This window comes from Bizionia sediminis, from assembly GCF_042684585.1.
Lineage (GTDB): Bacteria > Bacteroidota > Bacteroidia > Flavobacteriales > Flavobacteriaceae > Algorimicrobium > Algorimicrobium sediminis.
The window spans coordinates 950263-967047 of record NZ_JBHULS010000001.1 but is presented as its reverse complement, the minus strand read 5'-3'; the positions used below and the strand labels follow the sequence as shown (position 1 = coordinate 967047).

Genomic DNA, 16785 nt, shown 5'->3' with positions numbered 1-16785 from the left:
TAAAATAGCAGCATGAGAGCAGTACACTATATTTCGAAAGAAACCTTAAATTTACACGTAATAGCAAATATTTTAGAGGAGAATAAGTCCTTACAATTGGACGCCACATCCGTGGAAAATATTAAGGCTTGTCGGGCTTATTTGGACAGCAAATTAAAAAACCAAGATGCACCAATTTACGGAATAAATACAGGTTTTGGCTCGCTTTATAACGTTAAAATATCGAAAGATAATTTAACGGCGCTTCAAGAAAATTTAGTAATGTCGCATGCTTGTGGTACTGGTAATTTAGTACCTAAACCTATTGTAAAGCTAATGCTGTTACTTAAAATCCAGTCCTTAAGTTACGGTCATAGTGGCGTGCAGTTGGAAACGGCAAATCGGTTAATAGATTTTTACAATCAAGATATTTTACCCGTTATTTACACGCAGGGTTCGTTAGGAGCTTCTGGCGATTTAGCGCCTTTAGCACACCTGGCTTTACCGTTAATAGGAAAGGGTGAAGTATATGTTAACGACGAAATTGTACCCGCAAAACAGGTTTTAGAAGCCCATAATTGGCAGCCTATTTCTTTACAGTCTAAAGAGGGTTTAGCTTTATTAAACGGCACACAGTTTATGTCTGCTTATGGGATTTATTTGTTACTAAAAGCCCATAAACTAGCTTATGTGTCGGATTTGGTAGGTAGCATGTCTTTGGAAGCTTTTGATGGTAGGATTGAGCCATTTAACGAATTGGTTCATATGGTGCGTCCGCACAACGGACAGATAAAAACAGCAGAACGCATTCGTACGTTTTTAGAAGGTAGTGAACTTATTGAACAAGAAAAAAAGCATGTACAGGATCCGTATTCATTTCGATGCATACCGCAAGTGCATGGGGCTACCAAAGATACCTTGCGGTTTGTAACACAAACTTTTATTACAGAAATTAATGCGGTAACCGATAATCCCAATATTTTTAAAGAAGCCGATGCTATTATTTCTGGTGGTAATTTTCATGGACAACCTTTAGCTCTGGCCTTAGATTATTTGAAAATTGCTATGGCCGAACTGGGTAATATTTCCGAGCGACGGGTATTTCAGTTGGTATCCGGTTTACGGGGTTTGCCAACCTTTTTGGTAGACAATCCTGGTTTAAATTCTGGTTTTATGATTCCGCAATACACGGCAGCAAGTATTGTTAGCGCTAATAAGCAATTGTCCAGTCCAGCTAGTATAGATAGTATTGTGTCTAGCAATGGCCAAGAAGATCATGTAAGTATGGGAGCCAACGCGGCCACACAGGCATATACTTTAATATATAATGTGGAGCGTATTTTAGCAATCGAATTATTTAACGCATCGCAGGCCTTGTATTTTAGAAAACCCTTGCGTTCGTCGCCTTTTATTGAGTCGGTTTTATTAGCTTACCGAGCAGATGTGGATTTTGTAAGTAATGATAGAGCGCTATACGTGGATATCCAAAACTCCGTTACGTTTTTAAATAATTTGGATATAGATAGCCAAGAAATTTTTGATTAGGTATTTTTTAGGCGTCTTTACACAGTGTTTTAGCCCAAGTTTTTGCAGCATGAAGCGTTTTAAATGTTTTAAACGGCACGCTTATAAAAGATTGTTCAAAGTCTGTGTTGTCAAATTTAATCGTGTTGCCATAAACCACAGCGAAACCTAATAGGTTGTCAATTTTCGACATTTTTAGATAAATACCAGGATCTACAGCATAGGAATTGACACGATGTGTTATATACACAAATTTTTTATTGCTGTAATGTTCTTGAACAATTTCCAGCAAATCTGCATATAAATCGGTTTTTACGGTAATACCTTCATTCATTACGGCAATCATGTGCGTATCGTACAGGGTAATTTCTCCTACTGAATATTTTTTGACAATTGCCATAGGTGGTTGGTTGCAAATAAAGAAACTCCGCCGCGGCGGAGTTTCACCAAATAGTTTTTAAGAATTTGTTGTTTTAGTTTCAGATTTAATAGTAACCGTTAGCGATCCAGAATCCGAATCTAGGTCCATATTAATAGTATCGCCTTCCGAGATTTTAGAATTAATAATTTCTTCAGCAAGAGCATCTTCTACATACTTTTGAATGGCCCGTTTTAGCGGTCTGGCACCGTATTGCTTATCGAATCCTTTTTCTGCAATATAATCTTTAGCCGCTTGGGTTAAAGTTAGGGTGTAACCAATATCCTTAATGCGCAGAATTAATTTGTCCAATTCTATGTCTATAATTTTAGCAATATCTGCTTTTTCTAGTGCATTAAATACAATAACATCATCTATACGGTTTAAAAATTCTGGAGCAAACGCTTTTTTAAGCGCATTTTCAATAACACTTCTGGCGTTGGCGTCTTCTTGCGATTTTTGAGCAGCGGTACCAAAACCAACACCGGTACCAAAATCTTTTAGTTTTCTGGATCCAATGTTGGAAGTCATGATAATAATTGTATTTCTGAAGTCAATTTTACGACCTAAACTATCCGTTAAGTAGCCATCGTCAAGCACCTGTAACAGCATATTAAATACATCTGGATGCGCTTTTTCAATTTCGTCCAATAAAACAACGGCATACGGTTTGCGTCTTATTTTTTCGGTTAATTGACCACCTTCCTCGTAGCCAACGTAACCTGGAGGCGCACCAACTAATCTAGAAATGGCAAATTTTTCCATGTATTCGCTCATATCTATACGAATTAAAGACTCTTCGCTATCAAACAATTCTTTAGAAAGTACTTTGGCCAATTGTGTTTTTCCTACCCCAGTTTGTCCTAGAAATATAAAGGAACCAATTGGTTTATTTGGATCTTTAAGTCCGGCACGGTTGCGCTGTATAGCTTTAACAACTTGGGCTACAGCAGCATCCTGACCAATAACCTTTCCTTTAATAAGCTCTGGTAGAATAGCCAATTTATTGCTTTCCGTTTGGGCTATTCTGTTTACAGGAATCCCCGTCATCATGGAAACCACATCGGCTACATTGTCTTCGGTAACGGTTTCACGGTGCATTTTACTGTCTTCGTCCCATTTTTCTTGTGCTAAAGCTAATTCTTTTTCAAGACGCTTTTCATCGTCTCGCAATTTAGCAGCCTCTTCATACTTTTGCTTTTTAACCACAGAGGTTTTCGTTTCTTTAACGGCTTCTAATTGTTTTTCTAATTCAATAATTTGGTCTGGTACATTTATATTGGTAATGTGCACACGCGAACCCGCCTCATCCAAGGCATCTATTGCTTTATCTGGTAAAAAACGATCTGTCATGTACCTACTGGTTAATTTTACACAAGCTTCAATAGCTTCTGGCGTGTATTCTACATGATGATGCGCTTCGTATTTATCTTTAATATTATTTAAAATTTCAATGGTTTCTTCAACCGTTGTTGGTTCCACAATAACCTTCTGAAAGCGACGCTCCAGAGCGCCATCTTTTTCTATGTATTGTCTGTACTCGTCTAGCGTGGTAGCGCCAATGCATTGAATTTCGCCTCTTGCTAGAGCGGGTTTAAACATATTGGAGGCATCCAAACTACCCGTAGCACCACCGGCACCAACAATGGTGTGGATTTCGTCTATGAATAAAATAATGTCGTCGTTTTTTTCCAGTTCGTTCATAACGGCTTTCATGCGCTCTTCAAATTGACCGCGGTATTTGGTGCCAGCTACCAGGCTAGCTAAATCCAAGGTAACCACACGTTTGTTAAACAAAATTCTGGAAACTTTACGTTTTACAATACGGTTGGCCAAACCTTCAGCAATAGCAGATTTACCAACACCTGGCTCACCAATAAGCAAGGGATTGTTTTTTTTGCGACGGCTTAAAATTTGCGATACGCGTTCAATTTCTTTTTCTCTACCCACTACAGGGTCTAATTTGCCTTCTTCGGCCATGGCTGTTAAATCGCGACCAAAATTATCTAAAACAGGGGTTTTAGACTTCTTATTCGTTTTTCCTGATGGCGAATTAAACAAATTGTCTTTAGCGCCATCATCAGCGCTTGGGTCGTCGCCTGGAAAGGACTCCGATTTTGGCTCGTTGGCTGAATTGGTATAATTATCGTCGTTTGTTATCATAAACTTAAATTGTTCTTTGGCGTTATCGTAATCCACTTTTAACTTGTTTAAAAGCTTGGTAGTAGGATCGTTATCGTTTCTTAAAATGCACAGTAATAAATGTGCTGTGTTAATAGAGGTGCTTTGGAATAACTTGGCTTCTAAAAAAGTAGTTTTTAAAGCGCGCTCTGCTTGTCTGGTTAAGTGCAAGTTTTTTTTGCTGTTTGGGGCAATAGCAATATTGGGATTAGCTGGGCTTAAAATTTCAACTTTTCGTCTTAACTGATTCAAATCAATATCCAAAGCACTTAAAATATCAATAGCTTTACCGCTACCATCTCTTAACAAACCCAACATTAAATGTTCGGTACCAATAAAATCGTGTCCAAGTCTTAAAGCTTCTTCTTTGCTGTAAGCTATTACATCCTTAACTCGAGGTGAAAAATTGTCATCCATAAAAATAATTCCTTTGTGCATTAAATGTACTAAATCCTTTTATTAAGGACAAAAATCATACCTTAAATATGACTTCTTGTGCTAATAGACAAAAAAATCCCAATATAGACAAACAATTTAACAGCTTCCTTGCCAATATTTAACAGCATTAAGATTGTTAATAAAAAAATGCAAAAAACATTAAGAAACCCTTGTCAAGCCTAACGAATTGGTTATATTAGCACGATTTGTAAACCTACAAAAACTAATTTTTATTATATATGGCGGAAGGAGAAAAATTGATTCCAATTAACATTGAAGATGAAATGAAGTCGGCTTACATTGATTACTCAATGTCAGTCATTGTGTCACGTGCTTTACCAGATGTAAGAGATGGTTTAAAGCCGGTGCACAGACGTGTTCTTTTTGGGATGCACGAGCTAGGTATTCGCGCAACAGGACCACATAAAAAATCAGCAAGAATTGTTGGTGAGGTACTTGGTAAGTATCACCCACATGGCGATACCTCGGTTTACGATGCCATGGTGCGTATGGCACAGGAGTGGAGTTTACGCTACATGTTGGTAGACGGACAAGGAAATTTTGGCTCTGTGGATGGCGATAGCCCAGCTGCCATGCGATATACAGAAGCGCGCATGCGAAAATTATCGGAAGATATGTTAGCCGATATTGATAAAGAAACCGTAGACCACAAATTAAATTTTGACGATACCATTCACGAACCAACAGTACTACCAACGCGTATTCCTGGACTTTTAGTAAATGGTGCTTCAGGAATTGCTGTAGGTATGGCCACAAATATGCCTCCTCATAATTTGCGTGAAGTGGTAGATGGTATTGTGGCGTATATAGATAATAATGCTATTGAAGTAGATGAGTTAATAACGCATATAAAAGCACCAGACTTTCCTACGGGTGGCGTTATTTATGGCTACGATGGTGTTGTGGAAGCCTTTAAAACGGGTAGAGGGCGTATAGTTATGCGGGGTAAAGCGGTAATTGAAGAAGTGCAAGGCAGAGAGGCTATTGTAGTTACCGAAATTCCGTACCAAGTAAACAAGGCCGATATGATTAAAAAAACGGCCGATTTAATTAACGAAAAGAAAATGGATGGCATTGCCTCCATACGCGACGAATCCGATAGAAGCGGTATGCGCATTGTTTACGTGTTAAAACGAGATGCCATTCCTAATATTGTTTTAAATACCTTGTACAAGTACACGGCCTTGCAGTCGTCGTTTAGTGTTAACAATATTGCGCTTGTAAAAGGACGCCCACAATTGTTAAACTTAAAGGATTTAATTCACCATTTTGTAGAGCATAGGCACGATGTAGTGGTAAGAAGAACAACTTACGAATTGCGTAAAGCCGAGGAGCGTGCTCATATTTTAGAAGGTTTAATTATTGCTTCCGATAATATTGACGAAGTTATAGCACTTATTAGAGCCTCGTCTAATGCCGATGAAGCGCGTGAAAAGTTAGTAGAACGTTTCAAACTAACCGAAATACAAGCCAAAGCCATTGTAGAAATGCGCTTACGCCAGTTAACCGGTCTGGAACAAGATAAATTGCGTTCTGAATACGAAGATTTAATGCTTACCATAGAAGATCTAAAAGATATCTTGCTGAAAAAAGAGCGTCGCATGGAAATCATTAAAGACGAACTTTTAGTAGTAAAAGATAAATATGGCGACGACCGTAGATCGGTAATTGAATATGCTGGTGGCGACTTAAGTATTGAAGACATGATTCCAGACGAGCAAGTGGTTATTACCATTTCGCATGCTGGCTATATTAAAAGAACCTCTTTAACCGAATATAAAACACAGCACCGTGGTGGTGTAGGACAAAAAGCATCTACCACCCGAAACGAAGACTTCTTGGAACATCTGTTTGTTGGTACTAACCACCAATACATGTTGTTTTTTACCCAGAAAGGAAAATGTTTCTGGATGCGCGTATATGAAATTCCAGAAGGAAGCAGAACTTCCAAAGGCCGTGCCATTCAAAACTTAATTAATATAGAACAAGACGACAAGGTAAAAGCATTTATTTGCACACAAGACCTAAAGGATGAGGACTATATTAATAGCCATTATGTAATTATGGCCACTAAAAAGGGTCAGGTTAAAAAAACAGCTTTAGAGCAATATTCGCGCCCAAGAACCAATGGTATTAACGCCATTACAATTAAAGAAGACGACGAGCTATTAGAAGCGAAATTAACCACAGGCAATAGCCAGGTTATGTTGGCTTTAAAATCAGGTAAAGCCATTCGTTTTGAAGAAGCTAAAACCAGACCAATGGGCCGCGGTGCTTCTGGTGTTCGTGGTATTACTTTAGCTAGCGAAACAGATGAAGTAATAGGTATGATTGCTATTGAAAATCCGCAAGAAGAATCGGTACTAGTTGTATCGGAAAAAGGGTATGGCAAACGTACTTATATAGACGATCCAGAGGATGGTGAAGCTGTGTACCGTATTACCAATCGTGGTGGAAAAGGGGTGAAAACCATTTCTATTACAGACAAAACGGGTCACTTGGTTGCTATAAAATCTGTTACGGACGAGGACGATTTAATGATTATCAATAAATCCGGAATCGCTATTCGTATTGCGGTATCAGATTTACGAGTTATGGGGCGTGCTACGCAAGGTGTTAAACTTATAAACCTAAAAGGAAACGATTCTATTGCGGCCGTAGCAAAAGTTATGAAAGATGAATCTGAATCGGAAACTAGTTTAGAGGATAGTACCAATATGCCTTCAGATAGTGAAAATCAAAGCGAAAATGGCACAACTGTTGATACGGATAATAATGAACCAAATAACGATAATTAATTAATACAAAATGAGAAACCTTTTTATAATGGCGCTGGCTATTTTAGTCGGTACGGCTTCTTTTGGACAAAAGAAAGAATTACGTTCAGCCGAAAAAGCTTTAAAAAACAACAACTATTCTGAAGCAAAAACCATGCTACAGCAGGTAACAGGTATGTTGCCTAATATGGATGCCGGCTTAAAAGCTAAATACCATTTTCTAATGGCAGAGGCTTATTTTGCAAATGGTAAAGCCAATAATTCCGACATTGACAAGGCTATTGAAAATTTAGCTTTGGCAAAAGAAGGAAAACATGCCGATGCCATGGCGTTAACGACTACTATGGAAAATAGCTTGCTTACCGCTGCTAATGATTTGTACAAAGCTAATAGCTTTACAAAAGCTGGCGAAAAGTTTGACCAATTGTATCGCGTAGTACCAGCAGATACAACTTATTTGTATTATGCTGCGGTTAGTGCCGTTAGCGGTCAAGACTACGAATCGGCTTTAAAGCATTATTTAGCGTTAAACGATTTAGGATACACAGGTATTACGAAAGAATATTTTGCTACAAACAAAGAAACAGGTGAGGTTGAGTTTTTCGACAAAACAAATCGCGATTTATTTGTAAAGTCTGGCGAATATATAAAACCAGGAGAGCGTTTAACCGAGTCGAAGGCAGGAGAAATAACAAAAAATATTGCGTTTATTTATGTTAATTTAAACCAAACTGAAAAAGCCATTGAAGCTATTAAAAAGGCCCGAATGGAAAACCCAACAGACGTAAATATTATCCTAACTGAAGCCAATTTACAGTATCAAATAGGGAATAAAGAAGCCTATAAAAAATTAATAGAGGAGGCTATTAAATTGGACCCTAAAAATGTAGATTTGTTTTATAATTTGGGTGTACTATCGGCCGAAGCTGGTTATAACGACGAAGCGAAAGCATATTACAGCAAAGCTATAGAACTGGACCCTACTTATATTAATGCGCAAACCAATATTGCGGCTTTAATTTTATCTGAAGAGGCTGGCATTATTGAAGAAATGAATGGTTTAGGAACGTCTGCCGCTGACAATAAACGTTACGATGAATTAAAAAACAAGCGTGCCGAATTATATAAAAGCGCCATACCTTATTTAGAAGCCGTTTTAAAGATTGAAGCTGATAACCTAGAAGTATCTAGAACGCTCATGAATATTTATAGTGCCATTGGCGATACACAAAACTACAAGCGTCTTAAAGCTAATGTTGAAGCGTTAGGAGGCTAGAACCAATGTTCTTAAAAACCAATAAAAAAAATGCTACTGAAAATTCAGTAGCATTTTTTTTTAACGGCGGTGTAAATTCAATTAGTCTATAATGCGCTTAATAACACGCAATTTATGGGTATGCATTCTTTTATCAACATTATAAATGCCGGAATGGTCCAAACGGTCAATCCGGACTTTACCGTGTGCATGAATAATGAAGTTGTCTGGCATAATAATTCCAACATGCACTATTTGGCCTTCATCGTTATCAAAAAAGGCTAGATCACCTGGATCGCTCTCTTCAATAAAACTTAAAGCCTCGCCTTGTGTGGCCTGTTGTGAGGCATCCCGAAATAATTTATAGCCATTAAGCTTATAAACCATTTGCGTAAAACCCGAGCAGTCTATACCAAAAGGAGTTTTGCCACCCCAAAGGTAAGGCGCATTTATGTAGGAAAAGGCTGTTTCCAAAATATGGTGTTTTGCAAAAACTTGGCTTACGGCATTCCCGTCGTGGGCATGCTGCATAATATCTAGTCCGTTTAAACAGGCGCCCAACGGAATAGGGTATAACTGATTACTACTATCGGTAATAAACTCCACTAAATCCGACGATAATATGGGTGTCTCTTGGTGTAAGCTTTGGTAGTCTTGTTCTGCTATTTCCAAATATTGCTTATTGTCTATCCAGCCCTCATAGCGGTCAAAACCCAAACGTATTTTACTCCAAAATTTACGTTTTTCAAGCACCTTAAAATAGTCGCCATACAGCACTTGAGACACCAACTCCGATTGGTCGTTGGGTTCTGCACGTAAGGGAACGATGCTTAAATTACAAATACCATATTGCATGCAAGCGCTTTTTTTATTTAAAATAAAGGGTAACTAAAATTATATAGTTTCTGAACATGCATTGGATTTCTGCAAATAAAACTAAAGGTTAAAACAGCTATCATCTAAAAATTACGAGCGTTCAATAACAACAGCTGAAGCACCGCCACCACCATTACAAATAGCAGCTGCACCAATTTTACCGTTATTTTGTTCTAAAACATTTAAGAGTGTTATTAAAATACGAACACCAGAACAACCTAGTGGATGTCCCAAAGAAACCGCACCCCCATTTACATTTACGTTACTGTCGTTTAAGCCTAAAAGTTTCATATTAGCCAATCCAACAACAGAAAATGCTTCGTTAAACTCAAAGAAATCGACATCGTTTAAACTAATTCCTGCTTTATCCAAGGCTTTAGGCAGGGCCTTTGCTGGTGCAGTTGTAAACCATTCTGGCTCTTGCGCGGCATCGGCATAACTTTTTATAGACGCCAGTACTTGTAAACCCAATTCGTTGGCTTTTTCTCTACTCATTAATACCATAGCGCCCGCACCATCGTTTATGGTAGACGCGTTGGCAGCAGTTACGGTACCATCCTTTGTAAAAGCAGGGCGTAAAGCTGGTATTTTTTCTAATTTTACATTGGTAAACTCTTCATCCACTTTTACCACAATAGCATCGCCACGACGCTGCGGAACTTCTACTGGAATAACTTCATTGTCAAATTTTCCAGCTTTCCAAGCAGCTGCCGAACGTTGGTAGCTTTGTATAGCAAACGCATCTTGGTCTTCACGAGAAAATTTATATTCTGTAGCGCAGGCATCGGCACAAACTCCCATAGCATTTTGATCGTAGGCGTCTACCAAGCCGTCGCGTTGCATACCATCTTCCATAGTTACTGGTCCAAATTTGGTACCCATTCTAGCATGCACGTAATGAGGTATTAAACTCATGTTTTCCATACCACCAGCAACCACTATCTCGGCGTCGCCTAAAGCTATAGCTTGTGCAGCTTGCATAACGGCTTTCATACCAGATGCACACACTTTGTTAACGGTTGTACAAGGCACCGTGTTTGGTATGCCTGCGTAAATAGCAGCTTGTCTGGCAGGCGCTTGGCCGGCACCAGCCTGAACTACTTGACCCATAATAACTTCTTGAACTAACTCGGGCTTTAAATTTATTTTCTCTAACGCACCTTTTATAGCCGCAGCACCTAAACGCGGGGCTGAAATAGTTGATAAGGATCCTAAAAAACTGCCTATTGGTGTTCTGGCTGCTGATACAATTACGACTTCTTTACTCATGTTTACTCTATTTTCTTTTTATGTGTCACAAAATTAATCAATTTTTATAAGAATGTTGTAGGAATCAAGTTTTATACAATCCTAAATTCCGACTATATTTTACTACTTTTGGAAATATTTCTGCTTTCTTATGAAAAACCTTATCAATGCTCTTTACAGAAATCATTCATTAGGCTACAAATTGTTGCTTTTTGTGTCCACTACGTTTTTAATTGTGTATTTATTTCCAAAGAGCGGTAAATTTAAATATAATTTTGAAAAAGGAAAACCATGGCAATCCGAAAATTTATACGCTCCTTTTAATTTTGCCATAAAAAAATCGGATGCCGAATTGGCTTCCGAAAAACAAAAAATTAAGGAAAATTCACCGCTTTATTTCAATGTTAATTCAACCACACCCAAACTGGTAAAAACGAATTTTGAAAAAGCGTTCGCGACCATGTTTACCGATTCTCTTTCGGCTTCAAAACGCTTTCAACTAGAGCAAGCAGGCTTAAACATAATAGATAATTTGTACGAATTTGGTGTGCTTAACGACGACTTCGTATTTCCAGAAACAAAAAAGGTTATTATTTTGGAAGACCGTGTAGAGAAGCAACAAACACAATTTGGCAACTTGGTTGAGGAAGACGAATTATCTGCGGTGATAACGCGAGTTTTGGAAAAGTCTAACTTACAACATTATGCTACCGCCTTTACTTCTTTGTTTTTCGATTTGGTTATACCCAATCTGGAATATAACAAAACCTTTTCCGCACGTGTGTTGCAGGAAGAATTGGATCAAGTGGCTTTTACGCGTGGCAGTGTGGAACGGGAAACCTTAATTATTTCCAAGGGTGAAGTGGTGGAAGGTATTAAATTTCAAATTTTAAAATCTTTGGAGGCCGAATACGAGTCGCAAGTATGGAACAAGTCTAATTATAACTGGATTGTGTTTGCGTATACACTTTTGGTAGCTTTAGCTTTATTAATGCTTTTGTTGTTTCTTAAAAAATACCGATTATCTGTTTTCGAGAACAATGTAAAAGTTACATTCATTTTTTTTAACGTCATTATTATGGTTTTGCTTACCACTTTTGTGGTAGACTATAATTCGCAATATGTTTATGTGGTACCTATTTGCATTTTACCACTCGTTTTAAAAGCTTTTTTTGACGCCCGTTTAGGGTTATTTACACACGTTATTACGGTGTTGCTGTTGGGGCTTATTGTACCAAATAGTTACGAATACATGTTTTTACAAATAATAGCCGGTATTGTAACCATTTTAACGGTGTCTGAACTTTACAAACGTGCTAATTTATTTATTTCTGTAGGCCAAATTACACTTATTTATTTTGTGGCCTACTTTGCTTTTTTCGTGATTCACGAAGGCAGCGTTGAAACTCTAAAATGGGAAACTTTCGGTTTATTTATACTCTGTGGTTTAGCCACTTTATTTGTGCAACCGTTAATTTATGCTTTTGAAAAACTGTTCGGTCTTGTTTCCGATGTTTCGTTATTGGAGCTTTCGGATACCAATAGCAAACTGCTTAAAGAATTGTCCAATACAGCACCAGGCACGTTTCATCACTCCTTAAATGTGGCCAACTTGGCAGAAGCTGCGGCAAACGAAATTGGTGCTAACGCTATGCTCGTTAGAGTGGGTGCCTTGTACCACGATATAGGAAAAATGAAAAATCCAACCTATTTTACAGAAAACCAAGCCACAGGCATTAATCCGCATGATGAGCTAGCACCACTAGAGAGTGCGGCCATAATAATTAACCACGTAATAGATGGGATAGAAATTGCGCGAAAAAATAATTTACCAGACCGTGTAATGGATTTTATCCGTACGCACCATGGTACAAGTCTTGTGTACTATTTCTTCAAAAAAGAGGAGGAACGGGACCCGCAAGTAAAACGAGAAGATTTTATGTATCCCGGACCAAAACCTTTTAGTAAGGAAACGGCTATTTTAATGATGTGCGATAGCGTGGAAGCGGCATCCAAAAGTTTAAAGGAACCTACGTCTGCAAAAATTAACGATTTTGTTGAAAGTATTTTGAATAAGCAAATGCAAGACGATCAGTTTATTAATGCAAATATAACCTTCAAAGAAATTCAATCTATTAAAAAAGTTCTGAAACAAAAACTAGCTAATATTTATCATTTGCGTATTGAATATCCCGAATAACAGTTAATTTTTTAGTAGCATCTTGGCTTTAACATTACTTAACAAATAATTCTTTTATTTTTGTCCGTTACTCAAACTAAACACAACACTATGAGGAAATCATTATTATGTGTTCTGGCATTAAGCACAATTGTGGCTTGTAAAGATAACCAGAGCAAAACAGAAAACAGTTCACAAAATATGGCATTAACTTACCCCGAAACTAAAAAAGTAGATACGGTAGATACCTATTTTGGTACAGCGGTTAACGACCCATACCGATGGCTAGAAGACGATTATGCAGACGATACTAAGGCGTGGGTAACAGAACAAAATAAGGTAACGTTCAATTATCTCGATCAAATTCCATTAAGAGGTGCCCTAAAAGAGCGCATGGAAAAATTATGGAATTACGAAAAAATTTCAGCGCCATTTAAGGAAGGTAAATACACCTACTTTTATAAAAATGACGGTCTTCAAAACCAATCTGTTTTATACAGAAAGGACGAAACAGGCAATGAAGAAATTTTTTTGGACCCAAATGCATTTTCTGAAGATGGCACAACTTCTTTAGGTGGATTAAGTTTTACCGAAGATGGCTCGTTAGCCGCCTATGCCATTTCTGAAGGTGGTAGCGATTGGCGAAAAATTATAGTGTTAAACACCGAAACAAAAGAAATTATTGGCGACACGATTAAAGATGTTAAGTTTAGCGGTATGTCCTGGTACAAAAATGATGGATTTTACTACTCGAGTTACGAGAAGCCAAAAGGCAGCGAATTATCTGCTAAAACCGATCAGCACAGATTATTTTACCATAAATTAGGAACGCCGCAAAGTGCCGATAAAATTATATTTGGCGACTTAGAAAAGCGTCGATACGTAGGGGGTTCAGTTACACAGGATGAAAATTACCTGGTTATTACTGCAGCAAATTCCACCTATGGGAACGAATTATATGTAAAAGATTTACGTAATAATGGCCCGATAATTAAAGTGGTAGATAATTTTAATAGCAGTAATGGTGTATTAGACACAGAAGGCGATACGTTTTATGTGGTAACAGATTTTGAAGCGCCTAACAAGCGTATTGCAAAATTTACATTAAATAAGCGTAACCAGTCGGAATGGGTAGACGTTATTCCTGAAACCGAAAACGTACTATCGGTAACCAAAGGGGCCGGTTATTTGTTTGCAGAATACATGAAAGATGCTGTTTCTATTGTAAAACAATACAATTTTGACGGTACTTTAGTGCGCGATGTAGCGCTGCCTGGTATTGGATCTGTTGGTGGTTTTGCTGGTAAAAAAGAAGATACCACATTGTATTACTCGTTTACTAATTACACCGCACCGGGCACTATTTATAGCTATAACCCTGAAACGGGCGAATCAGCGGTATATCAAAAACCTGCAATCGATTTTAATTCGGATGATTTTGAGTCTAAACAAGTATTCTACACATCTAAAGATGGTACAAAAGTACCTATGATTATTACTCATAAAAAAGGTACCGTATTAAACGGTAAAAATCCTACCATGTTATATGGCTATGGCGGCTTTAATATTAGCTTAACACCTTCTTTTAGCATTGCAAATGCTGTTTGGATGGAAAATGGTGGTATTTATGCTGTTGCTAATTTACGAGGCGGTGGCGAATATGGGAAAAAATGGCACAACGCCGGGACACAAATGCAAAAACAAAATGTATTTGACGATTTCATTGCAGCTGCCGAATATTTAATAAACGAACAATACACCTCATCCGATTACTTGGCAATAAAAGGTGGTTCTAACGGAGGTTTATTAGTAGGGGCAACCATGACGCAACGTCCTGATTTAATGAAAGTAGCCATTCCACAAGTAGGTGTGTTGGATATGTTACGCTACCATACGTTTACGGCTGGTGCTGGTTGGGCATTCGATTATGGTACCGCAGAACAAAGTAAAGAAATGTTTGAATACCTAAAAGCGTATTCCCCAGTTCATAATGTTAAACCAAACGTAGCGTACCCTGCAACTATGGTAACTACCGGCGATCACGACGATAGGGTAGTGCCAGCTCATAGTTTTAAATTTGCTGCCGAACTGCAAGACAAGCAAACAGGTGCCAATCCAACGTTAATAAGAATAGATGTAAATGCAGGACATGGCGCAGGAAAATCTACCGAGGCCATAATTAACGAACAGGTAGATATTCAGGCCTTTGCCTTATATAATATGGGTATTACAACATTAAAATAACGTCAAAAACATTGTAATCCAATTTTAGGTTATCAAAAACCCGAACACCTGTTCGGGTTTTTTTATAACCCTATTTTTTATTAAAGCCACATGGGGGTTTAGGTTTAAGTTAAGGTATGGCATACCGAATTACGGATTTACGTACATACCAACTTCAACGGGTGCAAACATATGTTTGTCGGCAACAAGCTCCAAAGCCTGATTAACTTGAGGTGAGACTCTGGAATTATCTCTAATTATTTGAAGCGCTGCTGCCAAAAGCGGTTCGTTTTCGGTTCCCAAGGTACCCATATTGGCGTAATTTTCGGGAAATAAAACATCGGGAACAAGACCAAAACTATAGTCCGTATAGCCTACGGCATTTAAAGATTTTAAAACCAAAGGTTGCATGGCATACAAATGAGCTGGATTGGCGTTAATACGCCTAAAATCGGGTGCATCGTAAACAGTAATTGACGCTTGAAACTTTCCGGCGGTTTCTGTTCCTATGTGAATAACATCTATGTAAGGATCCAAACAATTAATTACCAATTCGCTTGCCGAGGCGGAGCGTTTACTGGTTAAAATATATACTTTGCTTAAGTTTAAAATATTTAAAGGAACACCATTGTCACTATTCGTGAAATAGTTGGTAGTTTGCGCAACAGATAAAGCCGACTGGATATCGGTATTCCAAACTTCGGTACTAAACACATTGCCCGTTTGTCCGGCTATCATACTGGACAACAAAATGGCGGTATTAACTGATCCTCCCGAGTTGTATCTTAAATCGATTATTAAATTTTGAACATTATTTGCTTTAAAATCGCCAAAAACAGCGTTTAATTGCGCATCAAAATTTCGCGTAAAACCGTTGTACATTAGGTAACCAACTTGTTGTTCGGCAATGGTGAATAATGCTGTTTTAAAAATAGGGTTTTCTGTTAAGGCACTTTTAGTGAGTGTAATGGATTGGCCATTTGGGATTATGGTGTCGTCCAATACATCGGGCGTGCCATTATCGTTGTAATTGGCTAAATTTATAGTAAAGCTTCTATTTTGTAGCAAGCTAGAAAAATTACTTCTGGTTAATGGCACATCATTAACCGCGTAAAAAATTGTACCGCGTGTAACACCTTGTAAACTGGCACTAGAGTTAGGTAAAACATACCCAACATAACCAAATATATTATTACTACCGTTGGGGTGTCTTACAAGTCCAAAATCCATACCAGTGCTCAAGCTTGTGCCGTTTAAGAGTTGCTCTAATTCGATGTAGTTATTGGTTATCCAGCTAAACCTATCTACTGTTTGAGGTTGGTATCGTAAATGTTCAAATAAAGCTTCGGGTGAATTAAAACTATTTAAAAAGTTTTCATATTCCGAAGTAGTAAATCTACTATTCCCTAAATCTGGTACCTCATCTTTATACAAATAGTAGGTATTTAAACCGCGCCATACAAAATTGTTTAAATCACGTACAGACGCTGGGTTATCATCCAAATCTTCAAAACATCCAAAAAATAAAAAAGCGGTAAAACAGATTAAGAATACTTTGTAAGGGTTAGTCATTTTTAAATATTTAAGCACCGTTTATGTGCAATAAAAATACTTACTTTATTACGTAATAAAAATAAATTGTAACAAATTGTTTGGTTCTGCGTCG

At 37.8% G+C, this 16785-nt stretch carries 10 protein-coding genes; 5 read left to right on the top strand and 5 right to left on the bottom strand.

What is annotated here, in order from left to right:
* The first annotated feature begins 12 nt into the window (after positions 1 to 12).
* A complete protein-coding gene (hutH, locus tag ACFSQP_RS04325; protein ID WP_376892064.1) occupies positions 13 to 1524 on the top strand; it encodes a histidine ammonia-lyase in 1512 nt (503 codons plus the stop codon).
* 7 nt (positions 1525 to 1531) lie between these two features.
* On the opposite strand, the gene ACFSQP_RS04320 is transcribed toward hutH, so the two are convergent.
* Both ACFSQP_RS04320 and ACFSQP_RS04315 read right to left on the bottom strand, forming a co-directional pair.
* The gene (locus ACFSQP_RS04320; RefSeq protein WP_376892061.1) at positions 1532 to 1903 is read right to left on the bottom strand and encodes a hypothetical protein; all 372 of its coding nucleotides are present in this window, start codon (positions 1901 to 1903) and stop codon (positions 1532 to 1534) included.
* A gap of 57 nt (positions 1904 to 1960) precedes the next feature.
* On the bottom strand, positions 1961 to 4519 hold the full coding sequence (locus ACFSQP_RS04315; protein ID WP_376892121.1) for an ATP-dependent Clp protease ATP-binding subunit: 2559 nt from the start codon (positions 4517 to 4519) through the stop codon (positions 1961 to 1963).
* 260 nt (positions 4520 to 4779) lie between these two features.
* Here ACFSQP_RS04315 and gyrA point away from each other — a divergent pair, with 260 nt between their 5' ends.
* Positions 4780 to 7359: a DNA gyrase subunit A gene (gene gyrA, locus ACFSQP_RS04310; protein WP_376892060.1), complete on the top strand. Its 2580-nt coding sequence runs from the start codon at positions 4780 to 4782 to the stop codon at positions 7357 to 7359.
* Positions 7360 to 7369: 10 nt separating this feature from the next.
* The gene (locus ACFSQP_RS04305; protein ID WP_376892058.1) at positions 7370 to 8614 is read left to right on the top strand and encodes a tetratricopeptide repeat protein; all 1245 of its coding nucleotides are present in this window, start codon (positions 7370 to 7372) and stop codon (positions 8612 to 8614) included.
* Positions 8615 to 8695: 81 nt separating this feature from the next.
* Here the strand turns inward: ACFSQP_RS04305 and ACFSQP_RS04300 are convergent, their stop codons facing one another.
* Positions 8696 to 9448 carry a C40 family peptidase gene (locus ACFSQP_RS04300; protein WP_376892057.1) on the bottom strand — a complete coding sequence of 251 codons (753 nt, stop codon included), beginning with the start codon at positions 9446 to 9448 and terminating at the stop codon, positions 8696 to 8698.
* Positions 9449 to 9559: 111 nt separating this feature from the next.
* The gene (locus ACFSQP_RS04295; protein ID WP_376892055.1) at positions 9560 to 10738 is read right to left on the bottom strand and encodes an acetyl-CoA C-acyltransferase; all 1179 of its coding nucleotides are present in this window, start codon (positions 10736 to 10738) and stop codon (positions 9560 to 9562) included.
* A 130-nt stretch (positions 10739 to 10868) separates the two neighbouring features.
* On the opposite strand from ACFSQP_RS04295, the gene ACFSQP_RS04290 reads away from it, so the two are divergent.
* Positions 10869 to 12917, top strand: a complete 2049-nt coding sequence (locus tag ACFSQP_RS04290; RefSeq protein ID WP_376892054.1) for an HD family phosphohydrolase — start codon at positions 10869 to 10871, stop codon at positions 12915 to 12917.
* A gap of 90 nt (positions 12918 to 13007) precedes the next feature.
* The gene (locus ACFSQP_RS04285; RefSeq protein WP_376892052.1) at positions 13008 to 15140 is read left to right on the top strand and encodes a prolyl oligopeptidase family serine peptidase; all 2133 of its coding nucleotides are present in this window, start codon (positions 13008 to 13010) and stop codon (positions 15138 to 15140) included.
* 129 nt (positions 15141 to 15269) lie between these two features.
* Here ACFSQP_RS04285 and ACFSQP_RS04280 read toward each other — a convergent pair whose 3' ends face one another.
* The gene (locus ACFSQP_RS04280) at positions 15270 to 16691 is read right to left on the bottom strand and encodes a S41 family peptidase (protein ID WP_376892050.1); all 1422 of its coding nucleotides are present in this window, start codon (positions 16689 to 16691) and stop codon (positions 15270 to 15272) included.
* Between the last annotated feature and the right edge of the window lie 94 nt (positions 16692 to 16785).